The following is a 14,308-nucleotide window of genomic DNA, read 5'->3' on the forward strand; positions in this document are numbered from 1 at the left end:
TAGATGTTAAGTATTATTTTGACAGGGCATGGCGGATTTGCCAGCGGCATGGAAAAAGCGATGAAGCAAATCCTCGGTGAGCAATCGCAGTTTATCGCCATCGATTTTCCGGAAACCTCAAGCACCGCGCTGCTTACATCGCAGCTTGAAGAGGCTATCGCCCAACTTGATTGTGAAGACGGCATTGTTTTTCTAACCGATTTGCTGGGCGGCACACCGTTTCGCGTGGCTTCAACGCTGGCAATGCAAAAACCGGGCTGTGAAGTGATCACCGGCACCAATTTGCAACTATTACTGGAAATGGTGCTGGAGCGCGAAGGTTTAAGTAGCGAAGAATTCCGCGTGCAGGCGCTGGAGTGTGGACACCGTGGGCTGACCAGTCTGGTGGACGAGTTAGGTCGCTGCCATGAAGAATGTCCGGTCGAGGAAGGAATATGAGGTAAGCGCCCCGCCGCTGTTAGTAAAAGACAGTGAGTGGCGTTTTACACTTTCGTTTCTTTATCTGGCTTTTACTTCCCCCCGAGGCTTTTTTTCTTTTGTTTTGACTTTTGCACCGGTGTCGGATGCGACGCTGGCGCGTCTTATCCGACCTACGGTTGGTGACAGCCAGGCTGGATAAGGCGTTTACGCCGCATCCGGCAATCGGTGCACATATCCACGCCATCATGCAATCCCTTTCACTTCCCTTATCTTTTCTTTCAACGATCACAGATTTCGTTTTATTTCCTTTTTCTCCATTGAAGTTTCAGTTTCTTTTCTATAAATTTTAATCAACGAAAGACATCACAAAGTGAAATGAAACGAAAGGCAAGCGAAAGCTACCACGCCGGAAGTCAAGTTCATCAGACTAAGGATTGAGTTATGCCAGAAAATTACACCCCTGCTGCCGCGACCACCGGCACATGGACTGAAGAAGAGATCCGTCATCAGCCTCGCGCATGGATCCGTTCACTCACCAACATCGACGCGCTACGTTCCGCGCTCAATAACTTCCTTGAACCGTTACTGCGCAAAGAGAATCTGCGGGTAATCCTGACCGGAGCCGGAACCTCGGCATTTATCGGTGACATCATCGCGCCGTGGCTTGCCAGCCATACCGGCAAAAACTTCAGCGCCGTACCGACCACCGATCTGGTTACCAATCCAATGGACTACCTGAATCCAGCTCATCCGCTTCTGTTGATCTCCTTCGGGCGTTCCGGCAACAGCCCGGAAAGCGTTGCTGCCGTGGAACTGGCTAATCAGTTTGTACCGGAGTGCTATCACCTGCCGATCACCTGCAACGAAGCGGGTGCTCTTTACCAAAACGCGATCAACAGCGACAACGCGTTTGCCCTGCTGATGCCCGCAGAAACGCACGATCGCGGCTTTGCGATGACCAGCAGCATCACCACCATGATGGCCAGCTGCCTCGCGGTTTTCGCACCTGAGACGATCAACAGCCAGACCTTCCGCGACGTAGCGGATCGTTGCCAGGCGATCGTGACCTCGCTCGGCGATTTCAGCGAAGGCGTGTTTGGTTACGCCCCCTGGAAACGGATCGTTTATCTCGGCAGCGGTGGCTTACAGGGCGCGGCACGCGAGTCGGCGCTAAAAGTGCTGGAACTGACGGCGGGTAAACTGGCGGCCTTTTATGATTCCCCGACCGGATTCCGTCATGGCCCGAAATCGCTGGTCGATGACGAAACGCTGGTAGTGGTGTTTGTCTCCAGCCACCCTTACACCCGTCAGTATGATCTTGATCTGCTGGCAGAACTCCGCCATGACAACCAGGCAATGCGCGTAATCGCCATCGCCGCTGAAAGCAACGACGTTGTTGCCGCCGGCCCGCATATCATCCTGCCGCCATCCCGTCACTTTATCGACGTTGAGCAGGCATTTTGCTTCCTGATGTACGCCCAGACGTTTGCACTGATGCAGTCGCTGCATATAGGCAATACGCCGGATTCCCCATCAGCCAGTGGCACCGTAAACCGCGTGGTGCAAGGCGTAATCATTCATCCGTGGCAGGCATAAGAGGATCGCATTATGAGCATTATCTCCACCAAATATCTGTTACAGGACGCCCAGGCCAATGGCTACGCGGTGCCTGCGTTTAACATCCATAACGCCGAGACGATCCAGGCGATCCTCGAAGTATGTAGCGAAATGCGATCGCCGGTGATCCTCGCCGGGACGCCTGGCACCTTTAAGCATATCGCGCTGGAAGAGATCTACGCCCTGTGTAGCGCCTATTCCACAACCTACAACATGCCGCTGGCGCTGCATCTCGATCACCACGAATCGCTGGATGATATTCGCCGTAAAGTCCACGCAGGCGTGCGCAGTGCGATGATCGACGGCAGTCACTTCCCGTTTGCCGAAAACGTGAAGCTGGTGAAATCGGTTGTCGACTTCTGCCACTCGCAGGATTGCAGCGTGGAAGCAGAACTGGGCCGTCTGGGCGGTGTGGAAGATGATATGAGCGTTGACGCCGAAAGCGCGTTTCTCACCGACCCACAAGAAGCCAGACGCTTTGTCGAACTGACTGGCGTCGACAGCCTGGCGGTGGCGATTGGTACGGCGCACGGCTTATACAGCAAAACGCCGAAGATTGATTTCCAGCGACTGGCGGAAATTCGTGAAGTGGTGGATGTTCCTCTGGTGCTGCATGGTGCCAGCGATGTCCCGGATGAATTTGTCCGTCGCACTATTGAACTTGGCGTCACAAAAGTGAACGTTGCCACAGAATTAAAAATTGCTTTCGCAGGCGCAGTAAAAGCGTGGTTTGCGGAAAATCCGCAGGGTAATGATCCTCGCTATTATATGCGCGTCGGCATGGATGCAATGAAAGAAGTGGTCAGAAATAAAATTAATGTCTGTGGTTCAGCAAATAGAATTTCAGCATAATCATTAGTTTTATACGATTTATTAATAAGTACTGCTCGACTAATATCGGGTAGTGCCTTAATGATAAAGGAAATGAGTAAACCTTAATAAATACATCAGTACAATGTCGCAACGATAATATATTTAAAAAAATTATATTATTCAACTTTTATGGTGAGGATTACAGAATGAGCAGTCCAAATATTCTCTTAACCCGTATTGATAACCGTCTGGTTCATGGCCAGGTTGGCGTGACCTGGACATCCACCATCGGTGCGAATCTGCTGGTGGTCGTGGATGATGTTGTCGCTAACGATGATATCCAACAAAAACTGATGGGTATTACTGCGGAAACCTACGGCTTTGGTATCCGTTTCTTTACTGTCGAAAAAACCATTAACGTCATCGGCAAGGCTGCGCCACATCAGAAGATTTTCCTGATTTGCCGTACGCCGCAAACGGTGCGTAAATTGGTCGAAGGTGGCATTGATCTGAAAGATGTCAACGTCGGCAATATGCATTTCTCGGAAGGGAAAAAGCAAATCAGCAGTAAAGTGTATGTCGATTCTCAAGATCTCACGGACTTACATTTTATTAAACAACGCGGCGTGAATATTTTTATCCAGGACGTCCCCGGCGATCAAAAAGAACAAATTCCTGACTAAATCTAAAATCGCCTTAATATTGGTTTGAGGTAATAAAAATGCATGAAATAACCCTAATTCAGGGATTATCCCTGGCGGCATTAGTATTCGTTCTGGGGATTGATTTTTGGCTGGAAGCCTTATTTTTATTCCGCCCGATAATCGTTTGTACCCTGACTGGCGCTATTCTCGGTGATATTCAAACTGGCTTAATTACCGGTGGTCTGACAGAACTGGCTTTCGCCGGATTAACCCCTGCCGGTGGTGTTCAGCCGCCTAACCCGATTATGGCGGGTCTGATGACTACCGTTATTGCATGGTCTACGGGCGTCGATGCAAAAACGGCGATTGGTCTTGGTCTGCCGTTTAGCCTGTTAATGCAGTACGTCATTCTGTTCTTCTATTCGGCATTCTCGCTATTTATGAGCAAAGCCGATAAATGCGCACAAGAGGCAGATACGGCAGCGTTTTCCCGACTTAACTGGACAACGATGCTGATTGTCGCTTCAGCGTATGCAGTGATTGCTTTCCTCTGTACTTACCTGGCGCAGGGTGCGATGCAGGCGCTGGTAAAAGCAATGCCCGCCTGGTTGACCCACGGCTTTGAAGTGGCTGGCGGCATTCTACCTGCCGTTGGTTTTGGCTTGCTGCTGCGCGTGATGTTCAAAGCGCAATATATCCCTTACCTGATCGCCGGTTTCCTGTTTGTTTGTTACATCCAGGTCAGCAACCTGTTGCCGGTTGCCGTACTGGGAGCAGGCTTTGCGGTGTATGAGTTTTTCAATGCGAAATCCCGGCAGCAAGCGCAACCGCAGCCCGTTGCCAGTAAAAATGAAGAAGAGGACTACAGCAATGGGATCTGAAATCAGTAAAAAAGATATCACCCGTCTGGGCTTTCGTTCGTCGCTGCTGCAAGCGAGCTTTAACTACGAAAGGATGCAGGCAGGCGGCTTTACCTGGGCGATGTTGCCAATCCTGAAAAAGATTTATAAGGACGACAAACCGGGCTTAAGCGCGGCGATGAAAGATAACCTCGAATTTATTAATACCCACCCGAATCTGGTCGGATTCCTGATGGGGTTATTAATTTCGATGGAAGAGAAAGGGGAAAACCGCGACACCATTAAAGGCCTTAAAGTGGCGCTGTTTGGTCCAATCGCCGGGATTGGCGATGCGATTTTCTGGTTCACTTTGTTGCCGATTATGGCGGGAATTTGCTCATCATTTGCCAGCCAGGGAAACCTGCTGGGGCCGATACTGTTCTTCGCCGTGTACCTGATTATCTTTTTCCTGCGCGTCGGCTGGACCCACGTTGGTTATTCGGTCGGCGTAAAGGCTATCGATAAAGTTAGAGAAAACTCGCAGATGATCGCCCGTTCGGCAACCATCCTCGGGATCACGGTAATTGGCGGGCTGATCGCTTCATATGTGCATATTAACGTGGTGACGTCGTTTGCTATCGACAGTGCCCACAGCGTCGCCCTGCAACAGGATTTCTTCGATAAAGTCTTCCCGAATATTTTGCCGATGGCTTATACCCTGCTGATGTATTACTTCCTGCGGGTGAAAAAAGCGCATCCGGTGCTGTTAATCGGCGTGACTTTTGTGCTCTCTATTGTTTGTTCCGCATTCGGCATTTTATAAATGGAACGAGGCACCGCGTCTGACGGTGCCTCTTTACTTAAGGAATTTCATCCTGTGCAAATCCTTCAGCAAGTTGAAAACTATGCGGCGTTAGGTGAACGTGCCAGCGAATATTTATTAGGTGTGATTCGTAGTAAACCGAACGCCGTGATCTGCCTGGCGACAGGAGCCACGCCATTACTGACGTATTATTATCTGGTGGAAAAAATCCACCAGCAGCACGTTGATGTCAGCCAGCTGACCTTCGTGAAGCTCGACGAATGGGTGGATCTGCCATTAACCCTGCCCGGCACCTGCGAAACCTTCCTTCAGCAGCATATCGTGCAGCCGCTGGGGTTACGTGAAGACCAGCTCATCAGCTTTCGCTCCGAAGAGATAAACGAGACAGAATGCGAGCGGGTAACGAATCTGATTGCGCGCAAAGGCGGTCTCGATTTGTGCGTTCTCGGACTAGGGAAAAACGGTCATCTTGGGCTGAACGAACCGGGAGAAAGCCTGCAACCGGCCTGCCATATCAGCCAACTTGATGCCAGAACGCAGCAACACGAGATGTTAAAAACCGCTGGTCGCCCCGTGACTCGTGGAATCACCTTAGGCTTGAAGGATATTCTCAATGCCCGCGAAGTTTTGTTACTGGTGACTGGCGAAGGAAAGCAGGATGCGACAGAACGTTTTCTCACGGCTAAAGTCTCCACCACTATCCCGGCTTCGTTTTTATGGCTGCATAACCATTTCACATGCGTGATTGATGAAATGTGTCGTCGTTAACATCCCCCTTAGCCCGGCAAAATAAAAAAAGTGCTCATGAGTTTTGAGCACTTCGTTCCGGTTCAGTATGAACATCCCCCGTTATTATTCCATCACAATGTAAACCTACAGGTTGACAAAAAGATAGCAAAAAATCAGACTAACAAAAAACGCGATAAAAATTTTCCAGTCATGTTGTTAAGTGTGGCCAGAGAAGAATTGTTTGTTCTTAGCGCAATTGATCGCGCGGAATTCATTGCTGCTATTGACGATTTCGAAGAGTTAGGTCCCTGCTCTTCCCTGGTAAATACCGAAAAAGTTCAAGGGGATATGTATGAAATTAAAACACATAGTCAGAGCCACTGGTTAAGGGGGTTTTATTTTCACTTTCATCAAGGGCTATGGGTCATCACACATATCTTTACTAAAAAAACGAACAAAACGCCTAAAGCCAACATCGAGTTAGGTTTAGCACGTTATAAGGCCTTTCTTTCGACAAACAAAGCAAGCTCCCGGGAGAAATAGAAATGAAGAAAAATATCGAGTTACATCACTGGGAAGAGGTGAAAACAGAATTACTTAAGGACGAAGCAACCGCGAATGCTCTTGATGTTGTTGTACAACGCAAAGCCGTTCTTTCCCAACTCGTGGACAAACGCAAAGCTCTCAATCTGAGCCAAACCGCTGTAGCGAAGCAACTTGGTGTTACCCGACAAGCAGTGAGTAAATTTGAAAAAGGAGAAAGTTCACCAACGTTAGATGTTGTTTTTAGTTATGCAAATGCTATCGGCATCGATCTGTTCGGCTCACTAAAACGACTGATTGTTTAGCAAGTGGCCCCTGGGTTCTTCAAACGGGGCCACGGAGAGATATCACTCCCCTTGCTGCTCCAGCGCATACTTATACAGCGCATTTTTCTTCACGCCGTGAATTTCTGCGGCCAGCGCCGCTGCTTTTTTCAGCGGCAGTTCTGCCTGTAACAGCGCCAGCGTGCGCAGGGCATCGGCGGGTAAGTCCTCTTCCTGCGCTTTATGTCCTTCGACAATCAGTACCATTTCGCCTTTGCGGCGGTTTTCATCTTCTTTTACCCACGCCAGCAGCTCGCCAACGGGCGCGCCGTGAATGGTTTCCCAGGTTTTGGTGAGCTCACGTGCCAGCACCACGTAGCGCGATTCGCCTAATACCGCAACGATATCTTCAAGGCTATCTAGCAGACGGTGGGTGGATTCATAAAAAATCAGCGTACGTGGTTCCGCTTCAATGGCTTTCAACGCATCGCGGCGGCCTTTTGATTTGGCAGGCAGGAAGCCTTCATAACAAAAACGATCTGATGGTAAACCCGCAGCGCTTAACGCAGTGATGGCAGCACACGGCCCCGGTAGTGGCACTACGCGAACTCCCGCTTCCCGGCAGGTACGCACCAGATGGTAGCCCGGGTCGTTAATCAGCGGCGTTCCGGCATCGGAAACCAGCGCAATGTTTTGCCCTTCCTGTAGCTTCGCCAGCAACGTTTCGGCTTTTTGTTGTTCATTATGGTCATGAAGCGCGAACAACCGGGCGTTTATCCCAAAATGTTGCAGCAGTAAACCAGTATGACGGGTATCCTCGGCAGCAATCAGATCAACGGCCTGCAATACCTCAAGCGCACGCTGGGTAATGTCCGCCAGATTACCGATTGGCGTAGGTACAATATAGAGCTGGCCTTGAGAATTATCCGCCGATTGGTGTTGTTTCATTGTGTCGTCCGTATTGCCGATTTAATATTGAGCATTGCGTAAAAAAAATATCACTGGATACATTATGGTACCCTCAACATTTTCTCGTTTGAAAGCCGCGCGTTGTCTGCCTGTTGTTCTGGCAGCCCTGATTTTCGCCGGTTGTGGCACCCATACCCCCGATCAGTCCACTGCCTACATGCAGGGGACGGCGCAGGCCGATTCTGCCTTTTATCTACAGCAGATGCAGCAAAGCTCTGATGATACCAGGATCAACTGGCAATTACTCGCCATTCGTGCACTGGTGAAAGAAGGCAAAACCGGGCAAGCGGTGGAGTTGTTTAACCAACTACCGCAAGAACTAAACGATACCCAGCGTCGCGAGAAAACGCTGCTGGCGGTAGAAATCAAGCTGGCACAAAAAGATTTTACTGGCGCACAGACCTTGTTGGCAAAAATCACGCCGACCGATTTAGAACAAAACCAGCAGGCGCGCTACTGGCAGGCGAAAATCGATGCCAGCCAGGGACGTCCTTCCATTGAATTACTGCGTGCGTTAGTCGCCCAGGAACCTCTGCTCGGCGCGAAGGAAAAGCAACAGAATATTGACGCTACCTGGCAGGCGCTATCGTCCATGACCCAACAGCAGGCGAATACGCTGGTGATTAACGCCGACGAAAATATCCTGCAAGGCTGGCTGGATCTGCAACGCGTCTGGTTTGATAACCGTAACGATCCCAACATGATGAAAGCCGGGATCGCCGACTGGCAAAAACGTTATCCGAACAACCCGGGCGCGAAAATGCTGCCAACGCAGTTGGTAAACGTAAAAGCTTTCAAACCAGCGTCAACCAATAAAATCGCCCTGCTGCTGCCGTTGAATGGTCAGGCTGCGGTATTTGGTCGCACAATTCAGCAAGGCTTTGAAGCGGCGAAAAACATTGGCACTCAGCCAGTGGCTGTTCAGGTAGCTGCCGCACCTGCCGCTGACGTAGCAGAACAACCCCAGCCACAAACCGTGGATGGCGTTGCCAGCCCGGCACAAGCCTCGGTTAGCGATCTAACGGGTGAAGAAACCGCAGCGCAGCCGGTGCCTGTAAGCTCCCCTGCGGCAAGTACTGCGGCGGTAAGCACGCCAGCGAATCCAGCCGCAGAACTGAAAATCTACGATACCTCTTCACAACCGCTTAGCCAGATCCTCAACCAGGTTCAGCAGGACGGCGCGAGCATTGTGGTCGGTCCGCTGCTGAAAAATAACGTTGAGGAGTTGCTGAAGAGCAACACGCCACTGAACGTACTGGCGCTGAATCAGCCGGAAAATATCGAAAACCGCGCTAATATCTGTTACTTCGCGCTATCGCCGGAAGATGAAGCACGCGATGCGGCACGTCATATTCGTGACCAGGGGAAACAGGCGCCGCTGGTGCTGATCCCGCGCAGTTCGCTTGGCGACCGCGTAGCAAACGCCTTCGCGCAAGAGTGGCAGAAATTGGGTGGCGGCACCGTTCTGCAACAAAAATTTGGTTCCATCAGCGAATTACGCGCGGGCGTGAACGGCGGCTCCGGCATCGCCTTAACGGGTAGCCCGATTACCCCCAGAGCGACAACCGATTCCGGCATGACCACAAACAATCCGACGCTGCAAACCACCCCAACCGATGACCAGTTCACTAATAACGGTGGACGTGTCGACGCGGTCTATATTGTGGCAACGCCGGGCGAAATCGCTTTCGTCAAACCGATGATCGCCATGCGTAACGGCAGCCATAGCGGCGCAACGCTGTACGCCAGTTCCCGCAGCGCACAAGGCTCCGCTGGCCCTGATTTCCGACTTGAGATGGAAGGATTACAGTACAGCGAGATCCCGATGCTGGCGGGCGGTAATCTACCGTTAATGCAGCAAGCACTAAGCGCAGTGAATAACGATTATTCGCTGGCTCGCATGTATGCAATGGGTGTTGATGCCTGGTCGTTGGCAAATCATTTCTCACAAATGCGCCAGGTTCAGGGTTTTGAAATCAACGGTAATACCGGAGGTCTGACGGCTAACCCGGATTGCGTGATTAACAGGAAGTTATCATGGCTACAGTACCAACAAGGTCAGGTAGTCCCCGCCAGTTAACCACTAAACAGACCGGCGATGCGTGGGAAGCGCAAGCGCGTCGCTGGCTGGAAGGCAAAGGACTGCGGTTTATCGCCGCTAACGTGAACGAGCGTGGCGGCGAGATCGATCTGATAATGCGTGAAGGCCAGACCACCGTTTTTGTCGAAGTGCGCTACCGCCGCTCTGCCCTATACGGCGGCGCGGTAGCCAGTGTGACCCGCAGCAAACAACACAAATTATTACAGACTGCCCGCTTGTGGCTCGCGCGTCATAATGGGAGTTTTGATACTGTGGATTGCCGGTTCGATGTGGTAGCCTTCACCGGGAATGAGATTGAGTGGATTAAGGATGCCTTTAATGACCACTCATAATTAAGGTTTAAGGATTAGCGTGCAAGAAAGAATTAAAGCTTGCTTCACTGAAAGCATTCAAACTCAAATTGCGGCAGCAGAGGCGCTTCCGGATGCCATCTCCCGTGCAGCCATGACGCTGGTTCAGTCTCTGCTCAATGGCAACAAAATCCTCTGTTGTGGTAATGGAACCTCCGCTGCCAACGCACAGCATTTTGCTGCCAGCATGATCAACCGTTTCGAAACGGAGCGGCCCAGCCTACCTGCCATTGCACTAAATACTGATAATGTTGTCTTAACGGCGATTGCCAACGATCGCTTACATGATGAAGTGTATGCAAAACAGGTGCGGGCGCTGGGGCATGCGGGAGACGTGTTGTTAGCCATTTCTACTCGCGGTAACAGCCGCGATATCGTAAAAGCCGTTGAAGCCGCCGTTACGCGTGATATGACCATTGTGGCATTAACCGGCTATGACGGCGGTGAACTTGCAGGTTTGTTAGGGCCGCAGGATGTGGAGATCCGCATTCCTTCGCATCGTAGTGCTCGCATTCAGGAAATGCATATGCTGACGGTAAATTGCCTGTGCGATCTGATCGATAACACGCTTTTCCCTCACCAGGATGATTAAGGAGAATACATGAAGGCATTATCGCCAATCGCAGTCCTTATTTCCGCGCTGCTGTTGCAAGGTTGTGTTGCCGCTGCCGTTGTGGGTACTGCTGCTGTGGGTACCAAAGCCGCAACTGACCCACGCAGTGTCGGTACCCAGGTGGACGATGGTACTCTGGAAGTGCGCGTGAACAGCGCATTGTCGAAAGACGAACAGATTAAGAAAGAAGCGCGTATTAATGTAACGGCCTATCAGGGCAAAGTGCTGCTGGTTGGGCAGTCACCAAACTCTGAGCTTTCGGCTCGCGCCAAACAGATTGCTATGGGCGTAGATGGCGCGAATGAAGTGTATAACGAGATTCGTCAGGGCCAGCCAATTGGTCTGGGCGAAGCATCTAACGATACGTGGATCACCACCAAAGTGCGTTCGCAGCTCTTAACCAGCGATCTGGTGAAATCGTCCAACGTGAAAGTGACCACCGAAAATGGTGAAGTGTTCCTGATGGGGCTGGTGACTGAACGTGAAGCGAAAGCGGCAGCAGATATTGCCAGCCGGGTTAGCGGCGTGAAGCGTGTAACCACAGCGTTTACGTTTATTAAATAGCAGCCCCTTGTAATGCCTGATGCGACGCTTGCCGCGTCTTATCAGGCCTACAACGACTACAACGATGCAAACCGTAGGTCGGATAAGGCGTTTACGCCGCATCCGACTGCCGTTGCCTGATGCGACGCTTGCGCGTCTTATCAGGCCTACAACGCCGCATCCAACATGTTTTCCCTCGAATCAGGCCAACAGCGCCAGACTACCGACAATCACACCAGATACCGCCACCATCGCCCCCGTCAGCCATAAGGCTTTCGCCGGAAACGCTTTACGCAACATTATCAGCGACGGCAAACTTACCGCCGGGAGCGTCATCAACAATGCCAGCGCCGGAGCAGTTCCCATACCTGCCAGCATCATCGTTTGCACAATTGGAATTTCTGCCGCCGTCGGAATGACAAACAAGCATCCTGCTACCGCCATCGCCACCACCCACATCAGGCTGTTATCGACAGCACCATCGGCATGGGGGAATAACCAGACGCGAGCGGCACCCAACGCCAGAACTGCAAGGATGTAAACCGGGATCGTACTCCAGAAAAGCGTCCATAGCGCCCTGCCCCAGCGGCTAAAAAACCCGCCCTGCGATTCCGGTATGTCAATTTCGACTGGTGCCTGCGTTTGCGGTGTTTCACGCACCCATTTTTGCACCAACGTCGCAATCAGCAACACCATCACCAGCCCCGCCACCAGACGAATCGCGGCAAAGCCCCAGCCAAGGACAAACCCCATAAACACCAGCGTCGCCGGGTTTAACAACGGATTCCCCATCCAGAATGCCAGCGCACCGCCCATCGACACCTGCTGACGACGCATTCCCGCCGCGACCGGAGCCGCACAGCAGGTACACATCATGCCCGGCAGCGAAAACAGCGTTCCCAGCAGCGTGCCGCGAAAGCGCGATTGCCCAAGCGTGCGCAGCAGCCAGTCACGCGGGATCAGCACCTGAATCAACGAGCCGAGGATCACCCCCAGCACCGCCGCTTTCCATACTGCGAGGAAATAGATCATCGCGTAATCCCACGCCGCCTTCCACGGATTAGCATCCGCCTGCGCCAGGATAGATTTACCGATGCTGTGGGTTTCGGCGGCGGTAAACGCTTTGCCGTAGTAGGGTTGCCATTTCACATACCAAAGTCCGGCAATGACAACGAGAAAGAAAAGCGCGGGTTTCCACCACTGAATGGGCGTTGCCGCCTGAGATGAAGACTGACCAGTCATAGCATTCCCCAGGAATAAGTTATGATAATTGAGCGCGTGAATATTACGCTCACTATCAATTCTTGGGAATAATTATTCAGCTCTTTTGCGTAGTTCTGAAGAGGTTAAAATGGTCACGCCTTCATGCTCAGGCCGCATCGCCTCTGCCAACATGACCCGCGCCACGTCTCTCGCATCAATGGATTTCCAGTTGCCAGGCAGCAAACGGAACAGTGGCGCAAAAAGCGTTTCGTTCATCCGCTGCTTGCTACGATCGCCCAGCAACATCGACGGACGCGCAATGGTCAGTTTCGGCCAGTTCTGGGCGATTAACGCTTCTTCCATCTCCCCTTTGACGCGGTTATAGAAAAACGGCGAATGCGCGTTTGCCCCCATCGCACTGACCACCAGCATATGCTGCGCACCCAGTCGCCGCCCGGTTAATGCGGTGTCCACCACCAGCGTGTAATCAGCATGAATAAACGCCTCTTTGCTCCCCGCTTCTCGCCGCGTGGTGCCCAGACAACAAAACACAATATCTATCGGATCGGTGACCTGCGCCAGCGCGTCGGTCAATTGTGGATCATGGGGATTAAACACGCCTGGCATATCGCCCAACGGGCGTCTCGTCGGCGCAGCAATGGAGTTTACTTTCGGTTCGTTAATCAACATCCGCAGCAGGTGACCGCCCACCAGCCCCGTTGCGCCTGTAATCAGTACCTGACTCATCTTCGCTCCTTTACAGAATTGTCCGCCTTGCGCTCCCCGGTACATGCACCAGGCTTAATAGTCTACGAGGTAATTATCCCCGATTGTGGAAAATTCGCCTCATCCAATGCAACAACGCGGAGGAAGCATGAGTAAGAAGATTGCCGTTTTAATCACTGATGAATTTGAGGATTCAGAATTTACTTCACCCGCAGACGAGTTCCGTAAAGCCGGACACGAAGTTATTACCATTGAAAAACAAGCGGGTAAAACGGTGAAAGGGAAAAAAGGGGAAGCCAGCGTCACCATCGATAAATCCATCGATGAAGTGACGCCAGCAGAATTTGATGCCCTGCTGCTACCGGGCGGTCATTCACCGGATTATCTGCGTGGCGACAACCGTTTTGTCACCTTTACCCGAGATTTTGTGAATAGCAGCAAACCTGTTTTCGCTATCTGTCACGGCCCGCAGCTGCTGATCAGCGCCGATGTGATTCGGGGGCGCAAACTGACCGCCGTTAAACCGATCATTATTGATGTTAAAAACGCGGGCGCGGAATTTTACGATCAGGAAGTGGTGGTCGATAAAGATCAGCTGGTTACCAGCCGGACGCCGGACGATCTGCCAGCGTTTAACCGCGAGGCGTTACGCCTGCTCGGTGCCTGAGCCGCGTAACCAAATCATTTTTTTACCAAAGCCCAGCGTGTTGTCGGTGAATTTGATTTCATCGAGTCGGATTTCCCACACCGGTGCCGACAGCATTCTGGCAACCGGAAAGCGACGATTGTACGCCTGGCGCGCAAGGTCGCTTTCCTCACCTTCCAGTCTGCGGATCTCACCTTTAAACTGCACGCCGCGAATTAACGCTACCGTTTTCGGCTGACCGTTTACCGTTCCGGCAACCGCCGCCTGCGGCCCGCTCATCTGCGCGTGACGCGTTTTTTCTTCCGTCAAAATGTAGAAGGCAACTTTCTGCGCATCAAAAAGATAAAAGGCATTGGCGCACCACAGTTCCCCTTCCTGCTGCACACACCAGGTGACAACATGTTGTTTTGCCAGCCAACGGCTGATGGCGGTGAGTGTTTCCATTGCTGTTCTCTTTTATACTGTG

Annotated in this window: 18 protein-coding genes; 14 read left to right on the forward strand and 4 right to left on the reverse strand. The window is 51.7% G+C overall.

What is annotated here, in order from left to right; translation table 11 throughout:
• Window positions 1-3 precede the first annotated feature (3 nt).
• The 9 genes from agaF (at window position 4) to FEM44_RS06750 (ending at window position 6,733) form a co-directional block, all read left to right on the forward strand.
• On the forward strand, window positions 4-438 hold the full coding sequence (gene agaF / locus FEM44_RS06710) for a PTS galactosamine/N-acetylgalactosamine transporter subunit IIA (protein WP_000948829.1): 435 nt from the start codon (window positions 4-6) through the stop codon (window positions 436-438).
• Window positions 439-861: 423 nt separating this feature from the next.
• The gene (locus FEM44_RS06715; RefSeq protein ID WP_135523945.1) at window positions 862-2,016 is read left to right on the forward strand and encodes an AgaS family sugar isomerase; all 1,155 of its coding nucleotides are present in this window, start codon (window positions 862-864) and stop codon (window positions 2,014-2,016) included.
• 12 nt (window positions 2,017-2,028) lie between these two features.
• Window positions 2,029-2,889, forward strand: a complete 861-nt coding sequence (gene kbaY, locus FEM44_RS06720; RefSeq protein WP_135519703.1) for a tagatose-bisphosphate aldolase subunit KbaY — start codon at window positions 2,029-2,031, stop codon at window positions 2,887-2,889.
• 167 nt (window positions 2,890-3,056) lie between these two features.
• Entirely contained in the window at window positions 3,057-3,533 is a 477-nt protein-coding gene (gene agaB / locus FEM44_RS06725) for a PTS galactosamine transporter subunit IIB (RefSeq protein ID WP_135523944.1), read from the forward strand.
• Window positions 3,534-3,571: 38 nt separating this feature from the next.
• Window positions 3,572-4,375 (forward strand): PTS galactosamine transporter subunit IIC, encoded by an 804-nt coding sequence (agaC, locus tag FEM44_RS06730; protein ID WP_135523943.1) that lies wholly within the window; start codon window positions 3,572-3,574, stop codon window positions 4,373-4,375.
• Window positions 4,365-5,156: a PTS galactosamine transporter subunit IID gene (gene agaD, locus FEM44_RS06735; RefSeq protein ID WP_135523942.1), complete on the forward strand. Its 792-nt coding sequence runs from the start codon at window positions 4,365-4,367 to the stop codon at window positions 5,154-5,156. The genes agaC and agaD overlap by 11 nt, the downstream gene beginning before the upstream one ends.
• Window positions 5,157-5,924, forward strand: coding sequence for a galactosamine-6-phosphate isomerase (locus FEM44_RS06740; protein WP_135523941.1), 768 nt, complete (start codon window positions 5,157-5,159; stop codon window positions 5,922-5,924).
• Between the two features lie 36 nt (window positions 5,925-5,960).
• Window positions 5,961-6,428 carry a type II toxin-antitoxin system RelE/ParE family toxin gene (locus tag FEM44_RS06745; RefSeq protein WP_240726910.1) on the forward strand — a complete coding sequence of 156 codons (468 nt, stop codon included), beginning with the start codon at window positions 5,961-5,963 and terminating at the stop codon, window positions 6,426-6,428.
• Window positions 6,429-6,430: 2 nt separating this feature from the next.
• Entirely contained in the window at window positions 6,431-6,733 is a 303-nt protein-coding gene (locus FEM44_RS06750; RefSeq protein ID WP_135523940.1) for a helix-turn-helix domain-containing protein, read from the forward strand.
• Window positions 6,734-6,775: 42 nt separating this feature from the next.
• Here FEM44_RS06750 and rsmI read toward each other — a convergent pair whose 3' ends face one another.
• Complete coding sequence (gene rsmI, locus FEM44_RS06755) at window positions 6,776-7,639, reverse strand: 16S rRNA (cytidine(1402)-2'-O)-methyltransferase (protein ID WP_135523939.1); 864 nt, start codon at window positions 7,637-7,639, stop codon at window positions 6,776-6,778.
• Window positions 7,640-7,703: 64 nt separating this feature from the next.
• Here rsmI and lpoA point away from each other — a divergent pair, with 64 nt between their 5' ends.
• From lpoA to dolP, 4 genes are read left to right on the forward strand one after another with little or no spacing between them, the layout of a single operon-like run.
• Window positions 7,704-9,740, forward strand: coding sequence for a penicillin-binding protein activator LpoA (gene lpoA, locus FEM44_RS06760; RefSeq protein WP_135523938.1), 2,037 nt, complete (start codon window positions 7,704-7,706; stop codon window positions 9,738-9,740).
• Window positions 9,698-10,093, forward strand: a complete 396-nt coding sequence (locus FEM44_RS06765; RefSeq protein ID WP_135523937.1) for a YraN family protein — start codon at window positions 9,698-9,700, stop codon at window positions 10,091-10,093. Before lpoA ends, FEM44_RS06765 begins: the two co-directional genes overlap by 43 nt.
• Before the next feature lie 19 nt (window positions 10,094-10,112).
• The gene (gene diaA / locus FEM44_RS06770; protein ID WP_001158034.1) at window positions 10,113-10,703 is read left to right on the forward strand and encodes a DnaA initiator-associating protein DiaA; all 591 of its coding nucleotides are present in this window, start codon (window positions 10,113-10,115) and stop codon (window positions 10,701-10,703) included.
• A 9-nt stretch (window positions 10,704-10,712) separates the two neighbouring features.
• Entirely contained in the window at window positions 10,713-11,288 is a 576-nt protein-coding gene (gene dolP, locus FEM44_RS06775) for a division/outer membrane stress-associated lipid-binding lipoprotein (protein ID WP_000646037.1), read from the forward strand.
• 180 nt (window positions 11,289-11,468) lie between these two features.
• On the opposite strand, the gene FEM44_RS06780 is transcribed toward dolP, so the two are convergent.
• Together FEM44_RS06780 and FEM44_RS06785 are read right to left on the reverse strand one after the other, a co-directional pair.
• Window positions 11,469-12,509, reverse strand: a complete 1,041-nt coding sequence (locus FEM44_RS06780; protein WP_135523936.1) for a permease — start codon at window positions 12,507-12,509, stop codon at window positions 11,469-11,471.
• 72 nt (window positions 12,510-12,581) lie between these two features.
• On the reverse strand, window positions 12,582-13,217 hold the full coding sequence (locus tag FEM44_RS06785) for an NAD(P)H-binding protein (RefSeq protein WP_135523935.1): 636 nt from the start codon (window positions 13,215-13,217) through the stop codon (window positions 12,582-12,584).
• A gap of 127 nt (window positions 13,218-13,344) precedes the next feature.
• Here FEM44_RS06785 and yhbO point away from each other — a divergent pair, with 127 nt between their 5' ends.
• The gene (gene yhbO, locus FEM44_RS06790) at window positions 13,345-13,863 is read left to right on the forward strand and encodes a protein/nucleic acid deglycase (RefSeq protein ID WP_119177640.1); all 519 of its coding nucleotides are present in this window, start codon (window positions 13,345-13,347) and stop codon (window positions 13,861-13,863) included.
• Here yhbO and FEM44_RS06795 read toward each other — a convergent pair.
• Window positions 13,843-14,286, reverse strand: coding sequence for a YhbP family protein (locus tag FEM44_RS06795; RefSeq protein WP_001613905.1), 444 nt, complete (start codon window positions 14,284-14,286; stop codon window positions 13,843-13,845). The genes yhbO and FEM44_RS06795 overlap by 21 nt on opposite strands.
• Between the last annotated feature and the right edge of the window lie 22 nt (window positions 14,287-14,308).

It is taken from the genome of Escherichia sp. E4742, from assembly GCF_005843885.1.
Classification (GTDB): Bacteria; Pseudomonadota; Gammaproteobacteria; order Enterobacterales; family Enterobacteriaceae; genus Escherichia.

Coding starts and splice junctions, on each gene's coding strand:
- yhbO (WP_119177640.1), top strand. CDS start 13,345: ATGAGTAAGAAGATTGCCGTTTTAATCACTGATGAATTTGAGGATTCA.
- FEM44_RS06745 (WP_240726910.1), top strand. CDS start 5,961: ATGAGTTTTGAGCACTTCGTTCCGGTTCAGTATGAACATCCCCCGTTA.
- lpoA (WP_135523938.1), top strand. CDS start 7,704: ATGGTACCCTCAACATTTTCTCGTTTGAAAGCCGCGCGTTGTCTGCCT.
- rsmI (WP_135523939.1), bottom strand. CDS start 7,639: ATGAAACAACACCAATCGGCGGATAATTCTCAAGGCCAGCTCTATATT.
- FEM44_RS06795 (WP_001613905.1), bottom strand. CDS start 14,286: ATGGAAACACTCACCGCCATCAGCCGTTGGCTGGCAAAACAACATGTT.
- FEM44_RS06780 (WP_135523936.1), bottom strand. CDS start 12,509: ATGACTGGTCAGTCTTCATCTCAGGCGGCAACGCCCATTCAGTGGTGG.
- FEM44_RS06765 (WP_135523937.1), top strand. CDS start 9,698: ATGGCTACAGTACCAACAAGGTCAGGTAGTCCCCGCCAGTTAACCACT.
- kbaY (WP_135519703.1), top strand. CDS start 2,029: ATGAGCATTATCTCCACCAAATATCTGTTACAGGACGCCCAGGCCAAT.
- FEM44_RS06750 (WP_135523940.1), top strand. CDS start 6,431: ATGAAGAAAAATATCGAGTTACATCACTGGGAAGAGGTGAAAACAGAA.
- dolP (WP_000646037.1), top strand. CDS start 10,713: ATGAAGGCATTATCGCCAATCGCAGTCCTTATTTCCGCGCTGCTGTTG.
- agaF (WP_000948829.1), top strand. CDS start 4: ATGTTAAGTATTATTTTGACAGGGCATGGCGGATTTGCCAGCGGCATG.
- FEM44_RS06785 (WP_135523935.1), bottom strand. CDS start 13,217: ATGAGTCAGGTACTGATTACAGGCGCAACGGGGCTGGTGGGCGGTCAC.
- FEM44_RS06740 (WP_135523941.1), top strand. CDS start 5,157: ATGGAACGAGGCACCGCGTCTGACGGTGCCTCTTTACTTAAGGAATTT.
- agaC (WP_135523943.1), top strand. CDS start 3,572: ATGCATGAAATAACCCTAATTCAGGGATTATCCCTGGCGGCATTAGTA.
- agaD (WP_135523942.1), top strand. CDS start 4,365: ATGGGATCTGAAATCAGTAAAAAAGATATCACCCGTCTGGGCTTTCGT.
- FEM44_RS06715 (WP_135523945.1), top strand. CDS start 862: ATGCCAGAAAATTACACCCCTGCTGCCGCGACCACCGGCACATGGACT.
- agaB (WP_135523944.1), top strand. CDS start 3,057: ATGAGCAGTCCAAATATTCTCTTAACCCGTATTGATAACCGTCTGGTT.